This is a genomic window from Paenibacillus sp. FSL L8-0644, assembly GCF_038008165.1.
Lineage (GTDB): Bacteria > Bacillota > Bacilli > Paenibacillales > Paenibacillaceae > Paenibacillus > Paenibacillus polymyxa_D.
The window spans coordinates 4,589,451-4,614,370 of record NZ_JBBOYN010000001.1 but is presented as its reverse complement, the minus strand read 5'-3'; the positions used below and the strand labels follow the sequence as shown (position 1 = coordinate 4,614,370).

General features: G+C 44.4%; 19 protein-coding genes and 1 pseudogene. 11 read left to right on the top strand and 9 right to left on the bottom strand.

Translation table 11 applies throughout. The features are described from left to right. Positions 1 to 15 precede the first annotated feature (15 nt). Positions 16 to 984: a phosphate/phosphite/phosphonate ABC transporter substrate-binding protein gene (locus NSS94_RS21050; protein WP_025722520.1), complete on the bottom strand. Its 969-nt coding sequence runs from the start codon at positions 982 to 984 to the stop codon at positions 16 to 18. A 217-nt stretch (positions 985 to 1,201) separates the two neighbouring features. Between NSS94_RS21050 and NSS94_RS21045 the strand changes: the two genes are divergently transcribed. From NSS94_RS21045 to NSS94_RS21030, 4 genes are all read left to right on the top strand, one after another. Next, positions 1,202 to 3,112 (top strand): bifunctional 2',3'-cyclic-nucleotide 2'-phosphodiesterase/3'-nucleotidase, encoded by a 1,911-nt coding sequence (locus NSS94_RS21045; protein WP_341040030.1) that lies wholly within the window; start codon positions 1,202 to 1,204, stop codon positions 3,110 to 3,112. A gap of 246 nt (positions 3,113 to 3,358) precedes the next feature. Beyond that, positions 3,359 to 4,765, top strand: a complete 1,407-nt coding sequence (locus tag NSS94_RS21040) for a DNA-binding protein (protein WP_069011956.1) — start codon at positions 3,359 to 3,361, stop codon at positions 4,763 to 4,765. 197 nt (positions 4,766 to 4,962) lie between these two features. Then, on the top strand, positions 4,963 to 5,772 hold the full coding sequence (gene thiD / locus NSS94_RS21035) for a bifunctional hydroxymethylpyrimidine kinase/phosphomethylpyrimidine kinase (RefSeq protein ID WP_029519291.1): 810 nt from the start codon (positions 4,963 to 4,965) through the stop codon (positions 5,770 to 5,772). Between the two features lie 237 nt (positions 5,773 to 6,009). Beyond that, a complete protein-coding gene (locus NSS94_RS21030) occupies positions 6,010 to 7,707 on the top strand; it encodes a M3 family oligoendopeptidase (protein ID WP_341040029.1) in 1,698 nt (565 codons plus the stop codon). 159 nt (positions 7,708 to 7,866) lie between these two features. Here the strand turns inward: NSS94_RS21030 and NSS94_RS21025 are convergent, their stop codons facing one another. After that, positions 7,867 to 8,841 carry a ring-cleaving dioxygenase gene (locus tag NSS94_RS21025; RefSeq protein WP_029519287.1) on the bottom strand — a complete coding sequence of 325 codons (975 nt, stop codon included), beginning with the start codon at positions 8,839 to 8,841 and terminating at the stop codon, positions 7,867 to 7,869. 251 nt (positions 8,842 to 9,092) lie between these two features. Between NSS94_RS21025 and NSS94_RS21020 the strand changes: the two genes are divergently transcribed. Then, a complete protein-coding gene (locus NSS94_RS21020; protein ID WP_029519285.1) occupies positions 9,093 to 9,623 on the top strand; it encodes a GNAT family N-acetyltransferase in 531 nt (176 codons plus the stop codon). Positions 9,624 to 9,734: 111 nt separating this feature from the next. Here the strand turns inward: NSS94_RS21020 and NSS94_RS21015 are convergent, their stop codons facing one another. The 7 genes and pseudogenes from NSS94_RS21015 to NSS94_RS20985 all read right to left on the bottom strand — a co-directional run bounded on the left by NSS94_RS21015 (position 9,735) and on the right by NSS94_RS20985 (position 18,884). Next, on the bottom strand, positions 9,735 to 12,275 hold the full coding sequence (locus NSS94_RS21015) for an ABC transporter permease (RefSeq protein WP_029519283.1): 2,541 nt from the start codon (positions 12,273 to 12,275) through the stop codon (positions 9,735 to 9,737). Beyond that, positions 12,272 to 12,949, bottom strand: a complete 678-nt coding sequence (locus NSS94_RS21010) for an ABC transporter ATP-binding protein (protein ID WP_165149490.1) — start codon at positions 12,947 to 12,949, stop codon at positions 12,272 to 12,274. Before NSS94_RS21010 ends, NSS94_RS21015 begins: the two co-directional genes overlap by 4 nt. Positions 12,950 to 13,444: 495 nt before the next feature. Further along, positions 13,445 to 13,899 (bottom strand): annotated as a pseudogene (locus NSS94_RS21005) (IS30 family transposase); the annotation flags it as partial. A gap of 52 nt (positions 13,900 to 13,951) precedes the next feature. Beyond that, positions 13,952 to 16,510 carry an ABC transporter permease gene (locus NSS94_RS21000; protein ID WP_165149488.1) on the bottom strand — a complete coding sequence of 853 codons (2,559 nt, stop codon included), beginning with the start codon at positions 16,508 to 16,510 and terminating at the stop codon, positions 13,952 to 13,954. Continuing rightward, on the bottom strand, positions 16,507 to 17,184 hold the full coding sequence (locus NSS94_RS20995) for an ABC transporter ATP-binding protein (protein WP_165149486.1): 678 nt from the start codon (positions 17,182 to 17,184) through the stop codon (positions 16,507 to 16,509). The genes NSS94_RS21000 and NSS94_RS20995 overlap by 4 nt, the downstream gene beginning before the upstream one ends. Before the next feature lie 108 nt (positions 17,185 to 17,292). After that, positions 17,293 to 18,210 (bottom strand): sensor histidine kinase, encoded by a 918-nt coding sequence (locus tag NSS94_RS20990; protein WP_029519273.1) that lies wholly within the window; start codon positions 18,208 to 18,210, stop codon positions 17,293 to 17,295. Next, complete coding sequence (locus tag NSS94_RS20985) at positions 18,207 to 18,884, bottom strand: response regulator transcription factor (RefSeq protein WP_340933969.1); 678 nt, start codon at positions 18,882 to 18,884, stop codon at positions 18,207 to 18,209. The genes NSS94_RS20990 and NSS94_RS20985 overlap by 4 nt, the downstream gene beginning before the upstream one ends. Before the next feature lie 325 nt (positions 18,885 to 19,209). On the opposite strand from NSS94_RS20985, the gene NSS94_RS20980 reads away from it, so the two are divergent. The 6 genes from NSS94_RS20980 to NSS94_RS20955 all read left to right on the top strand — a co-directional run bounded on the left by NSS94_RS20980 (position 19,210) and on the right by NSS94_RS20955 (position 24,817). Then, positions 19,210 to 20,163 (top strand): ABC transporter permease, encoded by a 954-nt coding sequence (locus NSS94_RS20980; RefSeq protein ID WP_341040028.1) that lies wholly within the window; start codon positions 19,210 to 19,212, stop codon positions 20,161 to 20,163. Continuing rightward, positions 20,153 to 21,103 (top strand): iron chelate uptake ABC transporter family permease subunit, encoded by a 951-nt coding sequence (locus NSS94_RS20975; protein ID WP_209949892.1) that lies wholly within the window; start codon positions 20,153 to 20,155, stop codon positions 21,101 to 21,103. The genes NSS94_RS20980 and NSS94_RS20975 overlap by 11 nt, the downstream gene beginning before the upstream one ends. Continuing rightward, positions 21,097 to 21,855 (top strand): iron ABC transporter ATP-binding protein, encoded by a 759-nt coding sequence (locus tag NSS94_RS20970; RefSeq protein ID WP_039273792.1) that lies wholly within the window; start codon positions 21,097 to 21,099, stop codon positions 21,853 to 21,855. The genes NSS94_RS20975 and NSS94_RS20970 overlap by 7 nt, the downstream gene beginning before the upstream one ends. Before the next feature lie 12 nt (positions 21,856 to 21,867). Continuing rightward, positions 21,868 to 22,848 (top strand): siderophore ABC transporter substrate-binding protein, encoded by a 981-nt coding sequence (locus NSS94_RS20965; RefSeq protein WP_341040027.1) that lies wholly within the window; start codon positions 21,868 to 21,870, stop codon positions 22,846 to 22,848. Positions 22,849 to 22,881: 33 nt separating this feature from the next. Beyond that, positions 22,882 to 23,625: an alpha/beta hydrolase gene (locus NSS94_RS20960; RefSeq protein ID WP_340956878.1), complete on the top strand. Its 744-nt coding sequence runs from the start codon at positions 22,882 to 22,884 to the stop codon at positions 23,623 to 23,625. A 280-nt stretch (positions 23,626 to 23,905) separates the two neighbouring features. Beyond that, complete coding sequence (locus tag NSS94_RS20955) at positions 23,906 to 24,817, top strand: aldo/keto reductase (protein WP_340956874.1); 912 nt, start codon at positions 23,906 to 23,908, stop codon at positions 24,815 to 24,817. Positions 24,818 to 24,920 lie beyond the last annotated feature (103 nt).

Sequence of the window (24,920 nt, the reverse complement as noted above, 5' to 3'; positions counted from 1 at the left end):
CCTTGCTTGCTCCGGTTACTTAACCGCTTGACCAACAGCTTCGGCGTATTCACGCACGGAGTCGAAGTTTTTATCGTCGCCCTTTTCATAACCTACATGGGTGTAAATCTCTTTAATGATTTCGCCGCCTGCTGGGTCTTTGGCAATGTCAATAAAGGCTTGGCTGATCTTGTCTCTCCACGCTTGATCCATATCAGAACGTACGCTGACGGTGTCATTTGGAATTTTAGCTGTGTAATGAATGACGCGAGTTTTTTCAAATACATCTGGGATTTCCTTCTTCACCGTGTTACGTGCATCCTGGAAAACAGCTACCGCATCAACCTGACCGTTCAGCAACGCCAGAATAGCAGCATCATGGCCTTTGATTGTCACACCCTGTACATCCGTGTCCGGGTCCACGCCAGCTTTTTTCAGCTCTGCTGCAGGGTATACGTAGCCTGCGGAGGAGGTTACATTTTGCCAGCCAACCTTCTTGCCTTTCAGATCAGCTAGGCTTTGAATCGGAGAATCCTTTTTCACCACGATCATGGCTTTATAAAAGTTCACTTTTTCAGTCGTGTCCTTGCCTGTGGCATCTTCAATGCCGTAGCGTTGAGCTTGCAACAGCAAGTCGGCTGCTTTACGGTTATCGTGGGCCAGTACATAAGCATTCGGCGGAAGGAATCCTACATCTACCTGTTTGGAAGACATGGCTTCCACAATCGTATTGTAGTCAGGAGATACGGTTACTTTCACCGGGATTCCAAGCTTGTCACCCAGTAGATTTTCGAGCGGTTTGGCTTTGGCTTCGAGCGTATCTGCATTTTGAGAAGGAACGAACTGTACCTTTAACTCTTTAGGAACATAGGCTGTGCTTTCGTTTTTAGAGCCATCTGTACCCGGAGTGGACGCGCTGTTGTTATTGCTTGCATTGGAGCCACAAGCGGCTAGACCCGCTGCCAGTGTGAAGGTCATGCACAAGGTCAGTGCTTTTTTGAACAAAATAATTTCCCCCTAAACATAGTAATAACGAAAATAAAATTAAAAACCTGTAAATGCTGTGACAAACCAAATCTTAACAGCTAGTCCCGCTGCTAGGGTAAAAACCACTCCTGACTTTGGTAAAAATGATGTAAAATTTATCATATTAACATTCTCTTAACAGTGCTCTGTTAGACTTGTTCAAGCTCTATGACCGAAGCTGAGGGAGAGAACAAGATTGGATATTTTGGATATTAACGAAAAGGCAGGCCATGAAAATGTAGGTCCTGTGAGAGTGAAATTCCGCATTATGGTTACAACCGATTTGCATGTCAGCTTGTGGAATTATGACTATTATACGGATCAGGAAACGCTGCATTATGGTCTGGCACAAACAGCCAGCTTGATTCAAATAGCCCGGGCGGAGGTACCCAATCACCTGCTGCTGGATAACGGAGATGTGATTCAGGGGAATCCAATGGGAGATTATGCTGTACAACGCCTTCAACAAGATCCAAGCGCGGTACATCCCGCCTATAAAGCCATGAATCTGCTTGGATATGAGGCAGGTAATATCGGGAATCATGAATTTAATTATGGACTGGAATACTTGCAGACTTGCCTTCAAGGAGCCCAATTTCCTTATGTAAATGCCAACATTTATATAACGGGAGAACAAGAACAAAACTACTTTACACCTTATCTATTACTGTATAAGACGGTAGAGGATGAAGCAGGTGGTAAGCATCTGTTGAAGGTAGGGGTCATCGGCTTTGTCCCTCCGCAAATTATGCAATGGGACAAGGCGTGGCTGGAGGGGAAAATCATTGTCAAAGATATGCTGGAAACAGCAAGACGGTTTATTCCAGAAATGAAGGCAGCGGGAGCCGATCTGATCATTGCCATGCCCCATGCTGGCTTCGAAGATATTCCCGAAACACTTGATATGGAAAATGCGGTGCTGCATCTGAGCAGGGTGGAAGGGATTGACGCCATTGTGTTTGGTCATGCCCATAAAGTATTCCCTGGACCTTCGTTTATGGGGAAAACAGGTGTTGATCTAGAGCGAGGTGCCATCCATGATATTCCAGCCGTGGAGCCGGGCTTTTGGGGGGATCATCTGGGGATCATTGATCTGGAGTTGACCTTTAGTGGAGGAAAGTGGCAGGTGGTTGCATCTGCTGCCGAGGTACGCCCGGTGTATGATCCGATACGCAAGGAGGCGCTGGTACAACCGGATACTGCCATTCAGCAGGCGGTAGCAGAAGAGCACGCCGGAACACTAGAGTATATTCGTGCACCTGTAGGTCAGACGACGGTGGCGGTGAACAGCTTTTTTGCTCAGGTGATGGATGATGCTTCGGTTCAGCTCGTGAATGATGCGCAAATGTGGTATGTGAAGCAGCAGATGCAAGGGAGCGAGTACGAAGGATTGCCCGTTCTGTCGGCAGCAGCTCCTTTTAAAACAGGCGGCAGATATGGCCCATCGTACTATACCCATATTCCAGCGGGAACGTTGGCGATCAAGCATATCGCCGATCTGTACAATTTTCCGAATACGCTGCATGTCGTTCGACTGACCGGAACGGAAATCCGGGAATGGCTGGAGTGGTCTGCTGGACAATTCCAGCAAATTGATCCTTCAGCAGAACAAGAGCAAGGGCTGATTAATTCTGATTTTCCAAGCTTTAATTTCGATATCATCGACGGTATCAGGTATCAGATTGATGTAACACAGCCAGCCAGATATGATGCTGACGGGGGCCTAAAGGATCCAGATGCACACAGAATCATTCAGATGTCTTTTGATGGCGAACCGATGGATATGCAGCGACATTATCTGGTTGTTACGAATAACTATCGCGCGTTTTCCTCTGCGCTGGTCAATCCGGGTGGAGAGCGAATTATACTTGCTTCACCGGATGAAAACCGTCATGTGCTGACCGAATACGTGCGGCATATGAAGACGTTGACGCCAAAAGCTGACGGCCATTGGTCCCTCGCCCCATGGTCAGGGCGTCCGCATGTGACGTTCCTGACCTCACCGCAAGCAACGGATGCCGCTAATGCCTATTCGGAGTTGCTTTATGAAGGGTTAACGGTAGAAGGGTACGCTAAGTTTGCCGTCGATTTCGGACGTTCACGGTAGAACTGCTAACTAGTTTTTGTCCTATAAGTCCACAGCATCAAAATAATAGAAATAGACTGTCCCGCAGAGGACGGTCTTTTTTCATAAAACAGATTTAAAATCGTACAAAACTCGTGATTTTATATGTCCTGAGTCGTGTTTAAAGTTATTGACCTCTCGTATAAATAGACATATACTTTGATTAAACAAATTTTGGTTTAAAAGGTAATGAAAAAGTCACCATCATTCGTTTGAGGGGGTGTCCCTTTGGAAAAAAACACCACGATCCGCGCAGAAATAGAAAAGTATATTCAAACTGAAGGCATTTCAATGCAGTGTTTTGCAGATGCTTCCAAGGTAAATCCGGGTACACTTAGCGGTATACTTAATCGGAACCCACCACGGCCGATCTCAGTCAATCAGCTTGATCTGATTACCGAGGCCATGGGATTGGAAGAAGGATCTTTGTTCGAGATGTATGTTGATGAATGTTTTATTCATTCCTTGCCGCACTGGAGGAGGTTGCGTCCGTTTCTCCTGCGTTGTTCAGAGTTGAACAAGCTGGAGTGTATACGCAGTGTACTTGGCTATTTGATGGACGATTTATCGAACGTTCCTGCCATTTTTGAGACCGCAGAAGCGATGTTTGAGGATGGCAGATATGAAGCTTCCATGCTTCTGTATGATTGTGTCATCGAAAGTGAGAAGTATACCCACTCTGAACGATTGGCGATCAGCTATTTCCGTATATTCCAGATTCAGATTAAGGATAACCAACGGAACTTGAAGGCTGCTGTACAATTCCATTTGTACCGTAGTCGTCTACCGGAAATTTACGCATTGGAAGGCTTACATATGCTATCTCAAGTGTTTGCTTTAAAAATGCAATGGTCCGAGATGGAAATGTATGCGGACGAGCTAAGAGAGCTGGCGCAGGCATTGTATCGCAATCGGAACCGTTTCGGAGATGAGCACCTGGAGCTGCTTAAGCCGCTCGTTTATTACTATGCTCAGGGGCATCTACTCAAGGCCAGTTGCTATGAGTTTCAGGGTAGATATGAGGAATCCAAGCAATGGATTGAAGGTTATGCAGATTTGAGCTGGTTTGAGGGTTTAGACGAAGAAGGCTGGAAAGTGGTCAACCTGCATCGTGTATATGCACAGGGCAACCGACTTTGTATTGAAATTAAAATGGGCAACACTTCTGCAATCTATGAATATATTACTTACCTGCGCGAGCATCCGGATGAGACATTGGAAGGCTTGAACACCTTGCTCGAATCGGCGAACCGGTTCGGTTATTTCGTGGATGCCGAACTGGGACTGTTTAGTCAGCAACTCAAGAACTTCTGGGAGCTTGCACCGGAACGATGGGACACTCATTATCGCAAGCACTTTAATGCATTTCGTTTTGCATCCTTTTGTAAGGTGTTTGCAGAATATTATTTCCGAAAAGGCGATTACCCCGAGGGAGTGGGACAAACACTGCATTGCTTGCAACTGTCTGTTGATAATAGCTATACCGAACATATCATTGGTTGTATGGCTTTATTTGAGCAGCATCGGAATTTTGCTACACCGGAACAGCAGCAATTGTATCAGAGCCTATGCCTAGGCGTGCGTGCAAATGAAAAGAATCATGCCTATGATCATAGTACCGGCGGATATTTATAATTCTAAATTTCATTCAAATTCTTCATATAACACGTTATTGCGAGGATATTCCCGTTTCAAAAGGGGATGTTCTCGTTTTTTAGCTGCTGCCGTCGCTTGTGACTTTTAGCATAGAGAGGACCGTTTTGCGCGTTGACAAGTTTCGCAAGCGGGATTAGGATAAATGCAGCACAGAAAGTGAAGGAGAGCATGAACAAATGACGATTCCCAAAACATTAACGATAGCCGGCTCCGACACAAGCGGTGGAGCGGGTATTCAGGCAGACCTGAAAACCTTTCAGGAGCTTGGCGTATATGGTATGACCGTATTGACAACCGTAGTAGCGATGGGGCCTAAAACCTGGGACCATCTTGTATATCCTGTTGCGTTGGATGTGGTAGAAGCGCAGCTGCGTACTGTATTGGAAGGTATCGGCTTTGATGCGATGAAAACCGGCATGCTTGGTTCCGTTGAAATTATCGAGCTGGTAGCCAGCCATTTGAAAAAGCATGATTTGAAGCGGATCGTAATTGACCCGGTCATGGTCTGCAAAGGCACGGATGAAGTGCTTCAGCCGGAAAATACAGAGGCGATGCTGGAATTGTTGATCCCTGGCGCTGACCTGGTAACACCGAACTTGTTCGAGGCTTCGCAACTGGCGAAGAATGGACCGATCACGACACTGGAGCAGATGCAGGAAGCGGCTGCGATTATCCATGAGCGTGGAGCTAAGCATGTACTGATCAAGGACCGTGGCAAAATTCGTGCAGGTAAAGCGATGGATCTGCTATATGACGGAATCACTTTTGACTGGTTTGAAGCCGATGTTGTAAAAACAAACTTTACCCACGGTGCAGGCTGCACCACTTCGGCAGCGGTAACGGCTGGTTTGGCACAAGGGCTGACTGTACGTGAAGCAGTGGATCAGGCCAAGAAATTCATTACACAGGCCATTGAAGGTAGCTTCAAGCTGAATGAATTCGTCGGTCCAACCCTGCATGCGGCACATCGTTTGCAAAACCAATAAAGCATGAAGGTCTGCGACATTAGGGAGACTTATAAATCCCCACCAGGCTGTATATATATTTAGGTTGCTTTAGGCAGCGACATCTATGATATATAAGTTAGATTAGGCTCAAAAGCCGCAATACATAGTATTGCGGCTTTTGAGGTTGTATTTTATTGGAATTTCAGCTTCCAGTTTGGTCTAATCGTACTGTATAATAGGCATCAGATTTATTACATTTAAGGAGGAACCGAAGCAATGACATTATTCAGCCAAATGGCTTACAGCCGACCAGAGCAACCTGAAATTGAACAGCGGTTTAAAACACTGTTGCAGCAGTTTCGTGAAGCGGACAGCGTAGAACGTCAAAATGAAGTGATTCATGCGATTAATAAGCTGCGCAGTAATGTGGAAACGCAATTGCAATTGGTGGAAGTTCGGCACTCCATTAATACGGAGGACGCCTTTTACAAAGCGGAGCAAGAGTACGCTGATGATTTCATGCCGGTTATTCAGGAGTATGTAACCGATTACTACCGGGCATTGGTGGATTCTCCATTCCGCAACGAGTTGGAGAATCAATGGGGCAGCCAGCTTTTCAGTATTGCCGAGGTAGCCCTCAAGTCGTTCCATCCGGATATTATTGAGGATTTGCAGCAGGAGAATAAGCTGACCTCGGAATATGCTCAATTGATTGCTTCAGCGAAGATCCCGTTCGAGGGGGAAGAACGCACATTGTCACAGCTCCTGCCATTTGAAATGGCTACCAACCGGGAGACACGCAAACAGGCCTCCGAGGCTAAATATCAATTTATGAGTGAGCATGAGGACGAGCTGGATCGAATTTATGATGAATTGGTCAAGGTACGTACGCGCATGGCACACAAGCTGGGCTATGACAACTTCGTAGAATTGGGCTATGCCCGCTTAGGACGTACAGATTACAATGCCGAGATGGTAGCCAATTTCCGCGAGCAGGTGCTGAAGCACATCGTTCCTTTGGCAACCAAGCTGAAGGAGCGCCAGCGCGAACGGATTGGAGTAGATCAGCTTCGCTATTACGATGAAGGCTTCAACTTCCTGTCAGGCAATCCTACGCCAAAAGGTGACCCGGAGTGGATCCTTCGTAATGGAGCACGCATGTATGAGGAGCTTTCAGCGGAAACACATGAATTTTTCAGCTTTATGATCGAACGTGGATTAATGGATTTGATCAGCAAAAAGGGAAAACAAAGTGGAGGCTATTGTACATTTTTGAGCGAATATGGCACGCCGTTTATTTTCTCCAATTTCAATGGTACGTCCGGTGATATCGACGTATTGACGCATGAAGCAGGTCATGCCTTCCAGGTCTATGAAAGCCGACATTTTGAAATTCCCGAGTACCATTGGCCAACCATGGAGGCGGCTGAGATCCACTCTATGAGTATGGAGTTTTTCGCATGGCCCTGGATGAATCTGTTCTTCGAGGAAGATACGGACAAATATCACTTTGAACATCTATCTTCATCGTTGCTGTTCGTTCCTTACGGCGTAGCCGTGGATGAATTCCAACATGCCGTATACGAACATCCGGATTGGACCCCAGCCGAACGTAAAAGCGCATGGCGCTCCATTGAACGTAAGTATAAACCGCATCTGGATTATGAAGGCAACGAGTATCTGGAGCAGGGCGGATTCTGGCACAAACAGGGGCATATTTTCCAATCTCCGTTCTACTACATTGACTATACACTCGCGCAACTGTGCGCGTTCCAATTCTGGAAACGCATGAGTATCGACCGGACAGCAGCGTGGGAAGATTATTTGAAGCTGTGTCGTGCTGGGGGAAGTCGATCCTTTACCGGATTGGTTGAGCTGGCTGGACTCATCTCGCCATTCCAAGATGGTTGCATTGCCTCAGTAATCGGAGAAATCGAAGCATGGCTGAACAGTGTGGATGATAAAAAGCTGTAAGCATAACTAATAAGGGCACTTCGCTTACCAGTTAAAGCTGAAAAGCATGCAGATGACATGTTTTTTTAGGTGAAAGCAGGACGGTTGCACGAAAAAAAGCCGGGAACCTCTACATGATGTAGGAGTCCCGGCTTTGTGTGATTTTAGAGCAAATATACCTTATTCATGTTTGGTGTTGAGTGGTTTGAGATTAGCCTCAATCGAAGCACGGCGCGACTCCAAAAATGGAGGCAGTGATAGGGATTCGCCCAGAAACTCCAATTCCTCATCGGTGTCAAACCCTGGTCCATCGGTAGCCAATTCAAACAGAATGCCGTTCGGCTCACGGAAGTACAAGGAACGGAAATAAAAGCGATCTACAAAACCAGAGTTGGAAATTTGCAGCTGACCAATACGCTCTACCCATTGTTTGAGCTCTTCCTCGGTTTCAACACGGAAAGCTACATGATGCACACTGCCGCGTCCTGGTCGCTCTTGTGGCAGATCGTTGCGCTCTTCCAGATGCACCTCAGTTCCTGTACCGCCTTCACCCGTTTCATAGATGACCACATCCGGTTGTCCAGCAACAGGGGAAGGATAGGAGCCCTTTTTGCGGAAGCCCATAACCTGTTCAAGAATGAGAATAGTATTCTCCGCTTTGGGAATGGTCAGATGAACCGGTCCAAGTCCAACAATGCCGTATTCGGCAGGGACAGGGCTTTTCTCCCAAGGCGTGCCGCCACGCATTCCGTGATCATGCTCATCTGAAACGAGGAAGAAGCGTTGTCCTTCAAAATCCTCAAACGAAAGTGCCAGGCGTCCTGCTTGATCCGTAATTTCGCCATGTTTTACATCCAGCTGCTCGAAGCGGTTTTTCCAGTAATCCAGTGCCTTGTCATTTGGTACCCGTAGGGAGAGAGCTGAAATGCTGTTATTTCCTGTACGAGTTTGTCCCGCATGTGGAATTTCAAAGAAAGTGACTTCTGTACCCGCAGTTCCACGCTCATCTCCGTAAAAAAGGTGATACACACTAACATCATCTTGGTTCACCGTTTTCTTGATCAACCGAAGTCCCATTACCTGAGTATAAAAATCAACATTTTTAGCCGCTGCCGCTGTAATCGCCGAAACGTGATGCAATCCTAATAGTTTCATGTCATTATCCTCCTTGGTTTTTATATGATTAGGTTTTTCTAAACAAAATAAACAGTCGAAAAACTTTTCTTTATATTTATTATCTTGATATTAAGATATATTATTTTTGATTGTTTGTCAACTTAAATTATGACTTTGCTTGGAAGATCGGACAAAACTAGAATTTCGAAATAATGCAAAAGCAGATACAATAAAGCCCAATAAGGCCCAATATAGATAGAACGAATTTTATTATAAAAGGAGTGTACTCAATGTATACGGATAAGGATTTAACGATTAGGCCTGTTACAGAAGAAGACCTGCCGGCTCTTTGGACGTTAACTTTTAAGGAAGAAGCACCGGAATGGAAGCAGTGGGATGCACCTTATTATGAACATAAGCCACTTTCTTTTGAGGAGTATTTAAAAGAGAAGGAAAAGCGAATCGGGCAAGATGACTTTTGGATCATTGAAGTGGAGGGTAAGGTCATTGGATCGGTTAGCTACTATTGGGAGCATCAGCCTTCCCAATGGCTTGAAATGGGGATAGGTATCTTTGATTCGCGGTATTGGAGCGGTGGGTACGGTACGAGGGTGCTTCGACTGTGGATCACGCATTTGTTTAATACATTACCTCTAGTAAGAGTGGGCTTTACAACCTGGTCAGGAAACCATCGGATGATGAAGGTTGGGGAGAAACTGGGCATGACCCTCGAAGCCAGGCTTCGCAAGTGCAGATATTATGATGGAGAGTATTATGATTCGATCCGAATGGGGCTTTTACGGGAAGAGTGGCGGGGATAGTTGTTCTGCAAATAAGAACCTTTCTAAGCATAAAAAGATGATCTCTGAATGGATCAGAAGTCATCTTTTTTGACGCGCATGGGTATTTTGCTTTCTTATTGTTAGGTGTATCTACTCTGATCCTCGAAGTCGCTCTACAATACTTTGTTTGTTGTTCATAGAATAGACTGCTGCTGGAATAAGTATCCCAAGCAATAACAGTAAAGGCAATGAGACTAGAAGTGGCCAAATTATAAAGTGATAGCTTAAAAGCCATAGCAAGCTGCAAAACGGTTTCACAATCAAAAGAGAAAATAAGACTGCCAATAGAATAGAGGTTAGGCTAGTAGCCCCAACATAATATAACCCTTCATAAATTAGCATTCCTCGCAGCTGCCGTTTGGTCATGCCTATGCTCTGCAGCATAGCAAATTCTTTGCGTCGGGTCAGTATGCTGGTTAAAATCGCATTAATAAAGTTCAGGATACCAATCAGGCCAATAATCAAGCTGAGCAGGCCGCCGATCATTATAACAGTAGTTTGCATACCTGATAAAGCATCTCTGGATGTAATTTTAGATTCATAGCTCATCATTGGTTCAATTGTTTCAGTGTATCGCTTCAAAAAACTCTGCATGGATGCTTCCTGAATTGAAGATACATTAAAGGCATAGCTCATTACCGCAGGCTGCTTTACAAGTGATTTGTATATATTCGCCGGGAGGTAGAAGCTATAACTCTGAAAGCGATCCGAATTGGAATATTTGATACCCACATGGCCAAGTACTGTAAACTTTTGCGTTATATACTCTCTATCCGGTGGAGCATCTGATGTACTCACATAACTATGCAAAGTAACGTTTTCTCCTACTTTATGATGAGTGGATTTCATGTAGGGCTTATCGTTGTCATCCAGTTCGACGCCTTCCAGGATATACTTACCGGAAGCTAGTTTCTTAAAATCAAGCTCACCATCAATCAATTGCAGCCGATGTAGCGGTAGCTCTTCAAGACCATACACTTCTATAAGGAAGTTGCCGCGAGCATCAGTGTTCTGGGTTTCATCCGTGATTCCTTTTGTATTCTCAGCAGTGAGAACCGTTGGACTACCGTACAATCGACCGCCTTCTTCAAAGCCTGGTTGTGCCTGTACAGCCTTAATAAAACTTTCAGTGGTTTCATTTTCATGCCCACTAAAACTGCTCGGGACCTGGAAATATCCAGCATGGGCAATGAGAAAATCGGTATCATTAAATTTGGATAAAAATTTATCCATATCAAAACTCTGAGACAGCGTGAAAACTGTATTTAGAAGCACCAAGCTTAAAGAAAGACTAATCACCACTAAAATAGTGCGTTTTTTATTACGCCCCAGGTTGGAACGAGCCATGAGGTGGATTTTTGCACCTCCGGTTGATTTTTTCAGCTTACCATTGTTCTTGTTTGCCCCACTTGTGTATCTGACTGCTTCTATCGGTGATACGGATGATGCAACTCTGCCTGGCTTGAAAGTGCTGATCATTACGGTAATGAGCGCGAACAAAGCAGATCCGATAAAAATCCATGGGTTGGGAGATACCGATATCACGGTACCGTTAAAATTACTCATATTTATAATAAAAGGCACGAGCGATTTACCAATAAAAAAACCTGCAATCAATCCAATCGGGATTCCTAGAACTGATAGAATCAGCGCTTGTCTGCGGATGATCCTGCGAATTTGTTTACTGCTTGTACCGATCGTCTTTAAAAGACCATAAAAACGGATATCTCGCATTACCGATATTTGGAATATATTATAGATGATCAAATAACCAGTAAATATGATCAGTAACAGGGCAGAAGTCAACGCTATGATGGTCTCTGTATCTAGACTAAAATTGGTTGAGATGTATGCCCAATTTACATTACTCGCGATATAGTTCGGTGCATCTTCGTCAAGCGAATATCCACTTTCGGTAATCACTTTATTGAGCTTTCCTCGCAAATCAAAACTATTGTCGAACATCATATATGCACAAATGACTCCTGTATAGAAGTGATCCTTTTTATAGGTGCTTTGTAATTCCTTGGCATGAGCATCGACATAGGCTTTAGAAGCGAATATTTGCCCTACCTTAACTACAGGATCACTTTTCCACCAGCCAGAGAGGACAAAATCACGCTGTACTTCTTTACCTCGTATGTTAAGCTTTATTCTCAAAGGTGCTCCAATCTTCAGTGGAACATCCAATAGCTGCAACGTCTTGGAGTCTGCAATCACTTCATTTTCTGCGACAGGCTTGTGCCCCTCTTTAAGCTCAATAAAACCGAGCTTCATCCCTACATCATCGTAATACCAGAACTCTGTACGGCGTTTTAGGAAGTTGTCGTTTTTAACTCCGTCGCTTAATATACGGTTATAAGCGATTTCCTTGATCAATGGATGATCCTTGACATGATTAAATTCATCATCCGTTATATATTTGAGTACGGCATGTCCATCTCCACCGACCTGTCGCATAGTTGCCCGTTGTAAGTTTTCTATAGCGCCAATCCCCATAGTGAACAGTGTTGTAAATAGCAATGAGGTTAGTGCTATGGCAACAATAGCAAAGAGGTTACGGGCTTTATTTACTTTGAAGCTCTTCTCTGATAAATTACGGATTACTTTTTTGTTCTTTACCTTGATCATTTTGTATCACCGCCGACAATTTTACCGTCCTCAATACGGATGATACGATCCGCCATTTGCGCAATTTCCTCGTTGTGGGTGATCATCACTATCGTTTGGCGGAACTGCTGGCTGGATACTTTGATCAATCCCATCACATCCAGACTGGTTTTACTGTCCAGATTTCCGGTGGGTTCATCTGCCAAGATAATGGCGGGCTTGGCTGCCAGTGCTCTGGCAATGGCTACACGTTGCTGTTGTCCACCGGAAAGATTGTTTGGCAGATTATTCATTTTATGGTCAAGGCCCAAGGTATGTACAATTTTATCTACGTGGGTTTTGTCGGGTTCTTTACCGTCCAGTTCAATAGGAAGCACAATATTTTCGTAGACATTCAAGACAGGTACCAGGTTGTAATTTTGAAACACGAAGCCAATCTTTCGTCTGCGAAAAATAGTCAATTCTTCGTCTTTCAGTGAAGAAATATCCTTACCATCAATCGTAACGTTTCCACTGGTTGGGCGATCAAGTCCACCCAGCATATGGAGAAGGGTGGATTTGCCGCTCCCGGACGTACCGACAATAGCGACAAATTCTCCGCTTTCCACCTCTAGATTCACGCCGTCTAAGGCATGAACAGCGGTATCCCCATCACCGTAATTTTTCTTTAATGCCTGAGTTTTTAATAAAGTCATTTTGTTTCCCTCCAAGAAATAGTCTGTATCTCCTTGCTATACTATACAGACCGTATCATAATAATCTTTCAACAATCTTTCTGAAATCTAACAATGTTGAAAGAATAACCTGCCTATGGAAAGAAAAATGGAAAAGGTGAGCTACCCCGGCGTGAACATATCTTGATGTAACCACCTTCTACCATGAGCTCTTTTTCTTGCTAAAAATAGTCCAATGCCAACACCCTCCTACGAATTAGCGGTATGGGAGCGATAGTAGCGCGTGAAGATTTTACCATATTCCTCTTCCACAATGCCTATGCCATTATCGGTAATATCAATTCGGCAAAAAATCGTACGCATCACTTTAATGTTCATGTGTCCGGCAGTTTCTGTGTATTTGATCCCTTTAGCAATGCATGTATAAGGAAATGAAGTTTTTCGGCTTGTGTGGATAGAGCTTTTATACAAGAGGAGTATCCTCCAGCAAATCATATTCGCTAAGCAGTTGTGAGTAAAGGAGGATGTAGCAATGCCATTCGCGTTTTCATTAGAGTCCCGTTGCCAGGAGGGATACGGATCAGCGAAATAGATTTGTACATCATGAGTGGCTTCCAAATTTGAATAGCAGGCAAACTCTTTACCGCGGTCAGCGGTTACCGTTTGGAATGCAGCAGTAGGGTACGGGGAAGCAGCTATACCAAACGCAATCTCCATGGATAACGCCGTGCGATCCGGCATCTGAATGGTGGTGTACAAGCGGGTTTTGCGTTCCACAAATGTGGCCACACAGCCTTACTTTCTCCACGGACTGAAACGACGGTGTCCAGTTCCTAATGACCGAACGTTTCCCGAGACCGTACCTCTTTTGGACGCTGGGAGATGGGCTTGCCTTTGTGTCGCAGGACGGTAAGTAGGCCTTTCACCAAAAGGTCTATATATAGCCAGCGATAGATGGTTTTAAAGCATACGATAATGACCCAGCCAGAAGTTTTGACCAGGTCATTTTCTTTACAGGGGGATTTATTCTTCTGTTCGCAGTCGTTCTACGATAGTTTTCCTGTCGCTCAGAGAATAAATAGCGAGAGGAAGACATATCCCAAGAGCGAGCAGAACAGGCAGCACGAGGATCAGCGGCCAGATAATAAATTTATAACTCATAAACCATATTTGACTACTCAAGGGTCTCGCAATCAGGACGGAAAATAGGCTTCCTAATAAGATGGAGCATATGCTGGTGCCGAGCACATAGTACATCCCCTCATAAACAAGCATTGTTTTTAATTGTTTGTTGGTCATGCCGATACTTTGTAGTATAGCAAATTCTTGATGGCGGGTCAGAATACTAGTTAGAAGCGCGTTTGCAAAATTAATAATGCCAATCACCCCAATAATAATACTGAGCGCACCGCCGATCATCAAAATTGTTTTTTGCATACCTGAAAGCTCGGCAATTGAGGTGAATTTGGATTTATAATGCATCGTGGGCTCCTTTATTTCGGTATAGTTCTTTAAGAAGCTCTCCATCGTTTTTTCTTTACTATCGGATACATTAAAGGCATAACTCATCACCACAGGCTTCTTCACAAGCGTTTTGTAGATATCCGCCGGGAGATAGAAGTCAGTATAACTAGCAACGGCTACACCAGAATTGGATGATTTTACGCCAACATGACCAAGCACTGTGAATTCATGGCTAGTATACTCCTGGGCATTTGCTGTGTCCATATAGTTATGAAGAGTAACCTTTTCACCTACTTTGTATACGGATAGTTCCATTTCAGGATGATCGTAATTGTCTAACCTGATTCCTTCCAAAATATACTTTCCTGAAGCTAGCTTGCCATAATCAAGCTCACCATCAATTAATTGTAGTCGGTGAAGGGGGAGATCTTCAAGCCCATACATTGGTGCAGATAAGTTGCCGCGAGCGTCAGGAGTGACGATTTCCCCGTACAGCTTCTTCCCCTCTTTGTTCTCTTTATACTCGACAGTGAATAAATTGCCGCCACTGTACAATCGTCCACCTTCTTCAAAACCGGGTTGTGCCTGGACGGCCTGAATATAGCTTTCTGTCGTTGCATTGTCAGGGCCCGTGAAATGTTCTTGAAAATAATCAGCATGTGCAATCAGAAAGTCAGTGTCATGACTTTTAGACACATACTTATTCATATCCAGACTTTGGGATAATGTAAAAGTAGTATTCAGTAGCACTAGACCTAGAGAAAGGCTAAGCAGCACCAAAATAGTCCGCTTCTTATTGCGGCCTAAGTTGGTTCGAGCCATCAGCGGCATTTTAGCACCGTTAGTAGATTTTTTTAGTTTTTTCTTATCCTTTTTGGTAGTTCCGTCTACGTATCTTACTGCCTCGATCGGAGACACAGTCGCCGCAATTCTACTAGGCTTATATGCACTGATCATAACTGTCATGACTGCAAACAAAGCGGAGCCGATAAAAATCCATGGGCTGGGGGATGTAGTTACCTCAGCATTTGCGTGCATAGAAGTGTTCATAAGCAGCAGAGGGATAAGCGATCTGCCGACTAAAAAACCTGCGAGCAAGCCGATAGGAACCCCGATCAAGGAAAGAAATAATGCCTGTCTGCGGATAATTCTGCTGATTTGCCTGCTGGTTGTGCCAATGGTTTTTAGAAGACCGTAGAAACGAATATCACGCATCACCGAGATTTGGAAAATATTATAGATGATCAAGTAGCCAGTAAGCATGATCAGTAACAGACCAGTGGCTAGGGGGAAGACGGCTTCAGGGTTCGAACTGAAAGTGTTGGAAAGATACGCCCAGTTCACAGAACTTGCAATGTAGTTCGGTGCATTTTTGTCAAGGGAATAACCGCTTTCTGTAATCACTTTATTAAGATTTTCCCGCATATTCGAGCTGTTACCGAACATGATAGTTGCATTGATGGTTCCGGTCATATCATGATCCTGCTTATATGTGTAGCGTAATTCTTCGGCATGTGCATCCACATAAGCTTTAGAAGCATAAATTTGACCTCTGTCTATCATGGCGGCGGGGTCACTCTTCCACCAGCCGGAGAGGATAAATTCACGCTGTACCATTTTGCCGTGAACCTCAAGCTTCAAGGACAATGTGGCGCCCTCTTTCAGGGGAGTACCCAGTAACTGTAGGGTCTTCGAGTCCGCGATAACCTCATTTTCCGCCACTGGCTTGTGGCCTTTTTCTAGCTCAATCAATCCTAGCTTCAGCCCTACATCGTCATGATACCAGAACTCCGCATGGCGCTTTAAAAATTGCTCGTTCGTCACCTTTTCACTTAACAGGCGGCTATACGCTATCTCTTTAATAAGAGTGTGGTCTTTGATGTGATTAAATTCCTCATCGTTGATATATTTGAGATAACCCTGCCCTGCCCCACCAGCCTGTCGCATCGTTGCCTGTTGGAAGCTATCCATCGTGCCAAGCCCCATAGTAAATAGAGATGTAAATAACAAAGTGGTTAAGGCAATAGCGATAATCGCAATAATATTGCGGATTTTATTCGCTTTAAAACTTTTATCTGATAAATTACGAACCGCCTTACTGTTTTTTACTTTGATCATCGGGTCGCACCACCTACTATTTTACCGTCCTCAATGCGGATGATCCGATCTGCCATCTGCGCGATTTCTTCGTTGTGGGTAATCATTACCATCGTTTGGGCGAACTGCTGGCTGGATACCTTAATCAATCCCATTACATCCAAACTGGTTTTACTGTCCAGATTTCCGGTGGGTTCATCTGCCAAGATAATGGCGGGCTTGGCTGCCAGTGCTCTGGCAATAGCTACACGTTGCTGTTGTCCACCGGAAAGATTGTTTGGCAGATCATTCATTTTATGGTCAAGGCCCAAGGTATGTACAATTTTATCTACGTGGGCTTTGTCTGGTTCTTTACCGTCCAGTTCAATAGGAAGCACAATATTTTCGTAGACATTCAAGACAGGCACCAGGTTGTAATTTTGAAAAACAAAGCCAATCTTTCGTCTGCGAAAAATAGTCAATTCTTCGTCTTTTAGTGTAGAAATATCCTTGCCGTCAATCGTAACGTTTCCACTTGTCGGACGATCAAGTCCACCCAGCATATGGAGAAGGGTAGATTTTCCGCTCCCGGACGTACCGATAATAGCGACAAATTCTCCGCTTTCCACCTCCAGATTCACGTCGTCTAAGGCATGAACAGCAGTATCTCCGTTCCCGTAATGCTTCCTTAATGCCTGAGTTTTCAATAGGCCCATATACATTCTCCTCCACAAAAAAATGTCTGTATCGTAGTCATCTACAGTACAGACACTAACACACTAATCTTTCTACAATCTTTCTGAAATCTAACGGTATTGAAAGAATTAAGTATCCATAGAAAGAAAAATAGAGAAGGTAGAACCACGGCCGTAGTGTGACCGTACTTTGATGTACCCACCCTCCGCAGCGATGATTTCTCTAGCTAAAAACAGTCCAATCCCGACACCCTCCTGCGAGTTAACAGTAGGGGAGCGATAGAAGCGGGTAAAGATCTTCCCTTGTTCTTCTTCTGCAATGCCTATGCCGCTATCAGTAATATCAATTCGACAAAACAATTCGTATGCCATCACTTTTATATCCATGCTTCCGCCTGTCTCTGTATATTTTATAGCGTTATCCATAATGTTATAGACAGCTTCACTGGTCCACTTTAGGTCAAAATAAGCATGAATAACGGTGTCCTCCCTAATAACTGAAATCCCTTTGGCATCTGCTTTTGGCGTTATTTGCTCCAGTGCAGCATCAAGGAGCTTATGAACAGATTCTTGCCTTGGCGCTACCGTGATAATCCCCGTTTCAAGCCGCGATGTTTTCAACAATGCCTGGATTAGGAAATTAAGCTTTTCGGCCTGTGTTGATAGAGCTTTCACACAAGTGGAGGTATCCTGTGATAGTTCGTATTCGCTAAGTAGTTGGGAATAAAGCAGGATGTTGGCCAATGGTGTTTTCGTTTGGTGTGAAATATCGGAAATCAGCTCATTTATTTTATTCTTTTCAGCAAGCAGATTTTTGGAGGACACGGAACAAATGGAAAGAAATCTCACGAATTTAGCTTCTATTGAAGAAAGAACGGATTCATCAAAGACATCCTCTGAGAAGCTGCCATTTATCGCGGCATCCAGCATGTTCTCAATGGTTTTCATTGTTTTATGGATGCTCCTGCGATACAGCATAATAGCACCCACAGCGGTGCATACAGCAACAACGGCAATTCCAATACATATATATAGGAGTGTTGTCATTTCAACGCCCATGTGTAGCCCAGCCCATAAACCGTTTTAATATATTGTGGGGAAGAAGGATGATCCTCGAGCTTGTCACGTAGCCTTTTTATCGTAACCGACAAGGCATTTTCACCTACATATTCAGCCCCGTCAGTCCAGATGCTGTCTATTAAATGATCACGCGAAACGGTATTTCCTCGATTGTTGATTAGAATGCGCAACAATTTTTGCTCCGTTTTACTTAGTTCAATCGGTATATCATTCTTATTAAATTCCATCCTCTCAAATGAGAAGGAAAAATCACCTAGCTGAATGGAGTCTGCAAGCGAGTATTTGGATTTCTTAAGCTGAACACCAACTCTTGCTCTCAGTATCATCAGACTGAAGGGTTTGGTGATGTAGTCATCAGCACCCAGCTCAAGACCAGTGACAATATCTGTTTCCATATCATTCGCAGTCAGAACAATGACTGGTAAAGCTTTTGTTTTACGTATATGGGTTAAGAGGTCGAGTCCATTCCCATCCGGCAAGTTTACATCAAGTATCACTAGGTCAAAAGCAGTGATGTTCAATTGTTCTTTTGCAGCAGTAATGTCATATGTTTGCGTAAATACGTTGTTAGGTTCTTTGAGAGCAAGAACAATACCATTACTCAAGGCGGTATCATCCTCGACGATTAATATGTGATTCATCATTCTCCTCCTGTTTTTTTGGTCTATCAAATTAATGAAACCCGAATTCCAAGAACTGCTTACAGTAAAAATGGAAAAGAGGGCCCCAAAATCTTCCACCTCTATTTTACAGGATATTGCTCTTATTTGCTCATTCGCTCTTTAGACTATTCAGGTTTTGCTAACACCTTTCTTGATATGGTTTATTCATTGCAAAAAAATTTGACAGATACAATATCACTGATATAATTTATGCTAGTTGATTTTGATAATCATTATCATTATTGGAGGGGAGGACAGGGCCGAAGCTTGGTGCAGGTTATTGGACAGGCTCCCTTAGTTAGAGATGAAATTGCGTTATTTAATACTGGCTTTTCTAGTACTGGCCTTCGCCTCGGTTTTTATTGGTGTTCATGATGTAACTCCACTTGATGTGTTCCACTTAACCAACGATCAGGCGCAGGTACTCCTGATTAGCAGATTCCCACGTTTGATCAGTATCATTATCGCAGGGGCGAGTATGAGTATCTGTGGATTGATCATGCAGCAGCTTACCCGGAACCGATTTGTTTCTCCCACCACTGCAGGGACGATGGATGCGGCACGATTGGGTGTGCTGATGGCCATTATGGTGTTTGGAGCGGCAGGATTTTGGACGAAGATGCTGACGGCTTTTGGATTTGCTTTAGGGGGAACGCTGATTTTCATGAAGATACTGGATAAAATCCGGTTCAAGGACCCGGTATTTATCCCGCTTGTCGGCTTGATGTTTGGAGGTATTTTAAATTCGGTAACGACCTTTTTTGCTTACAAATACAATCTGATCCAGGGCATTTCTTCGTGGATGCAGGGGGATTTTTCTCTAATCATGAGTGGTCGCTATGAGATGCTATATCTTAGTGTTCCTTTGGTTGCGCTGACGTACATATATGCGAATCGTTTCACAATTGCAGGCATGGGCGAGGATTTTGCGGCGAATTTGGGCGTACATTACAAGCGCACCGTCAATGTCGGGTTAGTGATCGTGGCTTTGGTTTCCTCTGTTGTCATCTTAACGGTCGGGACAATTCCCTTTTTGGGGCTGGTTGTACCTAATCTCGTCAGTATGTATATGGGGGATAATCTGAAAAAAAGCCTGGCCCATACAGCGATCTTGGGCGCCGTCTTTGTGCTGTTTTGCGACATTCTGGGACGGGTGATCATTTATCCGTATGAAATTTCTGTAGGGCTTACGGTGGGTGTGATCGGGAGCGCGTTGTTCTTGTATTTGCTGCTGAGGAGAAGGGCCTATGAATCCTAAATTAAAAATCGGCATATTAGCCGCTGCCGCGCTTGTGTTGATTGCTGCTTTCGTGTTTATAGATCTTCCGCATACCTGGCATTACGCGCTGCCACGACGATTGAAAAAGATCGCAGCTTTCATTCTGACAGGTGGCTCCATTGCTTTTGCAACCGTTATTTTCCAGACGGTTACGAATAATAAGATTTTGACTCCGGGTATTATCGGCCTGGATTCACTGTACATGCTGATTCAGACGACGATTATTTTTGCATTTGGCTCCGTCCCGTTGATTTCGACCAGCAAAGAATTAAACTTCTTGCTGTCGGTGGGGCTGATGGTGCTGTTCGCAGGACTGCTATACAAATTAATTTTCCGCAAAGATGGACGTGGGATTTATGTACTTTTGCTGATTGGTCTGGTGTTCGGCACACTATTCAACAGTCTGTCTACCTTTATGGAGGTACTGATTGATCCAAACGAATTTGCGAAAATCCAGGACAAGAGCTTTGCCAGCTTTAGTAATGTAAACACCGAACTGTTATGGCTTTCTGTATTCGTGCTTGTGCTCGTATTTGCTTATGCGTGGAGATTCATTAAGTATCTGGACGTGCTGTCGCTCGGACGAGAGCATGCGATTAATTTAGGTCTCCCTTATGGTTTTATTATCAAAAGGCTGCTAATTATCGTAGCGATTCTCATTTCCATTTCTACAGCGCTTGTCGGGCCGATTACGTTTCTCGGATTAATTGTGGCCAATGTGGCTTATCAGGTGATGAAAACCTATCAGCATCGTTATATTATTCCGGCCTCTATCTGTGTCAGTGTTATTGCGTTGGCAGGATGCCAACTGCTGGCAGAAAGAGTATTCGACTTATCGACAACAGTCAGCGTCATTATTAACTTTATCGGGGGGGTGTACTTCCTGTACCTTTTGCTGCGGGAGAATAAGTCATGGTAGAAGTCAAAAACGTATCCAAACGCTACGGGAATAAAAATGTGGTGGATCAGGTATCCGTCACTGTACCTAAAGGAACCATTACCTCCTTTATTGGACCTAACGGCGCTGGAAAAAGCACCTTGTTGTCGATGATCAGTCGCCTGACTGACAGTGATGAGGGAGAAATCCTCATTGACGGGCAGGCCGTGAGCCTGACGAAAAGTGAAGAGCTAGCCCGGAAGATATCGATTTTAAAACAGACGAATGATGTCAATATTCGCTTAACCGTGAAGGAACTAGTCAGTTTCGGTCGTTTTCCGTATTCCAAGGGCAGATTGAACAGCGAGGATCGCAAAATGGTGGAGCAGTCTATGGCTTACATGGGACTGGAGGATATGAAAGATAAGCATATTGATTTGCTTAGTGGGGGACAGCGACAACGGGCTTTTATTGCCATGATTTTGGCTCAGGACACAGAATACATCCTGCTGGATGAGCCGCTGAACAATCTGGATATGAAGCATTCGGTTCAGATTATGAAGACGTTGCGTGGTTTGGTGGATGATCTCGGCAAAACGATTCTGGTCGTGTTGCACGACATTAACTTTGCCTCCTGCTATTCAGACTATATTGTAGGGATGAAGGATGGCAGGTTGCTAAAACAAGGAACGGCTGACGAGATGATTGATAGTCAGGTATTAAAGGACTTGTACGATATGGATATTCCGATTCAACAGATTGGTGACCATAAAATTTGCGTTTATTTCACTTAGGGGGAATGTTAAATGAAGAAAAATATGATGTTTTTAACGCTGATGCTTGCATTGGTACTGATCGTGTCGGCTTGTGGTAAAGCGGCTCCGGTAACACCGGAAGCGACAGGTGAGGGCTCCTCGACTGCAACCACTGAATCCAAAACCATCTCGGTCAAACATGCACTCGATGAAAACCCGGTTCAAGTCAAAGTTAACCCCAAAAATGTTGTTGTATTTGATTTTGGTTCACTGGATACGTTGGACAAGCTGGGCGTAGACGTTGCGGCGGTAGCGCAGCAGGATCTTCCTACGTATTTGAGCAAATATAAAGATTCCAAATATGCAAGTGCGGGCACGCTGTTTGAACCGGATTACGAGAAAATCAGTGATCTGTCTCCTGAACTGATCATCATCGGCGGCAGACAAGCTGATGCATATAAAGAGTTGAGCAAAATTGCACCGACCATTTCGATGGCGGTAGACACCAAGGATTATATCCATTCCTTTAAGAAAAACGTTGAAACACTGGGGCAAATCTTCGACAAAGAGGATGCTGCCAAGCAGGAACTGGCTGCGATTGATAGCTCCATCAAGGGCGTACATGACAAGGCTGTAGCGAGCAAAGCTAAAGGACTGATCGTGCTGACAAATGAAGGAAGCCTGAGCGCATATGGCTCACAATCCCGTTTCGGTATCATTCATGATGCTTTTGGCGTAACCCCTGTAGATCCTGGCATTAAAGTATCCACGCATGGACAAAAAGTTTCTTTTGAATATGTACAGCAAAAAAATCCGGATTATATTTTTGTCGTTGACCGTGGAGCAGTGGTGGTCGAAGAAGGCAAGGAGCAGGTTACAGGTAAACAAACCATGGAGAATGAACTGGTGAAGAAAACCAATGCATTTAAAAACGGTCATATTATATACCTTGATCCTAACTACTGGTACCTGTCAGGTAATGGTCTGGAATCCGTATCTGAAATGATCAAGGAAATGGATGCTGCATTGTAATGCATACATTTACATCATGGGGGACTGTGTAGGATGAAAGGTCATGTAGATGAAATTTCATTAGATGGGTATCTTGTGCACGTCTATACACCTCCCGTCTCCGTGAATCATAATGAGCTGTATCCGGTGCTGTATGTGCAGGATGGTAGCTCTTTATTTCTAAGCGGATTAGATGAGCTGGAAAGAGGTTTTTCTACGGGGGAGCTGCCCCGTGTGGTGCTGGTAGGTATTCAGCCCGTAAATCGGCTGGATGATTATACGCCTTGGAAGGCAGCTGCTTTAGTAGAAGGAAGACCTGCTTTTGGTGGTGGTGGAGATGCCTATCTGGCGTTTGTGGTTACAAAAGTAATGCCATACGTCGAGGCAAAATATCCAGTGCATACTGGAACGGAGCATACGGGCATTATCGGCGCCTCATTGGGCGGATTAATTTCCATGTATGCCGTCTTCCAGTATAAGGACGTATTCGGACGCGTCGGTTCTATCTCAGGCTCGTATTGGTATCCGGGTATGATTGATTATATGCAATCTGCATCATGTGCAACTGTGAGGGATGGGACACAACGCTTTTATATATCTGTCGGGACCCGTGAAGGTGAAGGAAAGACGAATGTACAAAAAGATATGGTTCCGCTCACCCTCCAGGCATACGAGTTGCTGCGGACACAGGGACTGGATGCAAAAGATGTGCTTCTTGAGCTGGATCAGGATGCGGTGCATCGTGTGGATTGTTTTCAACGTCAATTTCCTAAGGCCGTCCAATGGCTGTTCGGATAGCATGGGATGGAATACGAATCTCATACAACAACCTCAGAGGATTGGAGAGCGTGGAGTCTCTATGCCTTTGGGGTTGTTTTTTTTGTATATTTTTTTCGTATAATAGAATCAATTTCATAATACCTTCAGTAGCTTTAATAAAGAGTACATATAGATCAAAATGGTTTAATTTGTCTATATGTACTATACACTTCGTTGGTTTAATCATTTATGAAATTGATTCAATAAAGAAATATTGAAAATTTAAAGTTATACGTTATTGGAAGTGAGGGGAGCATAAATGAAAAGAAACCGCCTAGGATCATCAGATTTGCTGGTAGGTGAGATTGGCCTGGGATGTATGTCGGTCGGTACGGAGGAGCAGCAAGCTGTTTACTTGATTCATGAAGCGTTGGATAAAGGCGTAAATCTGTTGGATACGGCTGATTTGTACCAGCATGGACGCAATGAAGAAATTGTGGGGGCAGCGATCCGTGGACGGCGGCAGGATGTTATCCTGGCGACCAAGGTTGGGAATCGGCGCATACCAGGGCAGGAGGGCTGGGAATGGGACCCGTCCAAGAAATATATCCTGTCAGCTGTTAAAGAAAGTCTGCGTCGCCTGGGAACGGACTATATCGACCTGTATCAGCTGCATGGAGGGACAATTAACGATCCGATAGACGAAACCATTGAGGCTTTTGAGCAGCTACAGCGGGAGGGCGTCATCCGTTATTATGGTATTTCCTCCATTCGCCCGCACGTCATCCGTGAATATGTCAAACGCTCGAATATCGTTAGTGTTATGAATCAGTATAGTTTACTGGACCGACGTGCAGAGGAAGAGGTACTGTCTTTGCTTCAGGAGCGGGGAATCAGCGTGATTGCACGTGGACCCGTAGCGAGCGGTGTATTGGCTGATAAGGGGGAAGAAAAGGCAGCGAAGGGATACCTAGACTACGAAGAAGCAGAGCTGCTGGACGTGCGTAAGCAATTAAAGGCTTTTGCAGGGGCGGACCGTAGTATGGGGCAGACAGCTATCCGTTATAGCCTTTCACATCCGACTGTCGCTGCTGTGATCCCGGGTGCAAGCTCTTTGGGACAATTGGAGCATAATATTTCTGCTGCGGATATTGCACCGCTAACTCAACAAGAGCGGCAGGCGCTACAGCAAATTAGCCGAGCCAATCGTTATGATACGCAATACCGCTGATCCGGGCAATGATGGGACAAGTGTCAAACATGTACCCATCCCAGTTGCAATTTATAAAAGAACCATTACAATATAAGAATAAGCTTCCGTTTATATAATTCCA

Bases quoted from the DNA above. Each gene is read 5' to 3' on its own strand.
- thiD (WP_029519291.1), top strand. From the start codon at position 4,963: ATGACGATTCCCAAAACATTAACGATAGCCGGCTCCGACACAAGCGGT.
- NSS94_RS21030 (WP_341040029.1), top strand. From the start codon at position 6,010: ATGACATTATTCAGCCAAATGGCTTACAGCCGACCAGAGCAACCTGAA.
- NSS94_RS21025 (WP_029519287.1), bottom strand. From the start codon at position 8,841: ATGAAACTATTAGGATTGCATCACGTTTCGGCGATTACAGCGGCAGCG.
- NSS94_RS21020 (WP_029519285.1), top strand. From the start codon at position 9,093: ATGTATACGGATAAGGATTTAACGATTAGGCCTGTTACAGAAGAAGAC.
- NSS94_RS21015 (WP_029519283.1), bottom strand. From the start codon at position 12,275: ATGATCAAGGTAAAGAACAAAAAAGTAATCCGTAATTTATCAGAGAAG.
- NSS94_RS21010 (WP_165149490.1), bottom strand. From the start codon at position 12,949: ATGACTTTATTAAAAACTCAGGCATTAAAGAAAAATTACGGTGATGGG.
- NSS94_RS21000 (WP_165149488.1), bottom strand. From the start codon at position 16,510: ATGATCAAAGTAAAAAACAGTAAGGCGGTTCGTAATTTATCAGATAAA.
- NSS94_RS20995 (WP_165149486.1), bottom strand. From the start codon at position 17,184: ATGGGCCTATTGAAAACTCAGGCATTAAGGAAGCATTACGGGAACGGA.
- NSS94_RS20990 (WP_029519273.1), bottom strand. From the start codon at position 18,210: ATGACAACACTCCTATATATATGTATTGGAATTGCCGTTGTTGCTGTA.
- NSS94_RS20985 (WP_340933969.1), bottom strand. From the start codon at position 18,884: ATGAATCACATATTAATCGTCGAGGATGATACCGCCTTGAGTAATGGT.
- NSS94_RS20980 (WP_341040028.1), top strand. From the start codon at position 19,210: ATGAAATTGCGTTATTTAATACTGGCTTTTCTAGTACTGGCCTTCGCC.
- NSS94_RS20975 (WP_209949892.1), top strand. From the start codon at position 20,153: ATGAATCCTAAATTAAAAATCGGCATATTAGCCGCTGCCGCGCTTGTG.
- NSS94_RS20970 (WP_039273792.1), top strand. From the start codon at position 21,097: ATGGTAGAAGTCAAAAACGTATCCAAACGCTACGGGAATAAAAATGTG.
- NSS94_RS20965 (WP_341040027.1), top strand. From the start codon at position 21,868: ATGAAGAAAAATATGATGTTTTTAACGCTGATGCTTGCATTGGTACTG.
- NSS94_RS20960 (WP_340956878.1), top strand. From the start codon at position 22,882: ATGAAAGGTCATGTAGATGAAATTTCATTAGATGGGTATCTTGTGCAC.
- NSS94_RS20955 (WP_340956874.1), top strand. From the start codon at position 23,906: ATGAAAAGAAACCGCCTAGGATCATCAGATTTGCTGGTAGGTGAGATT.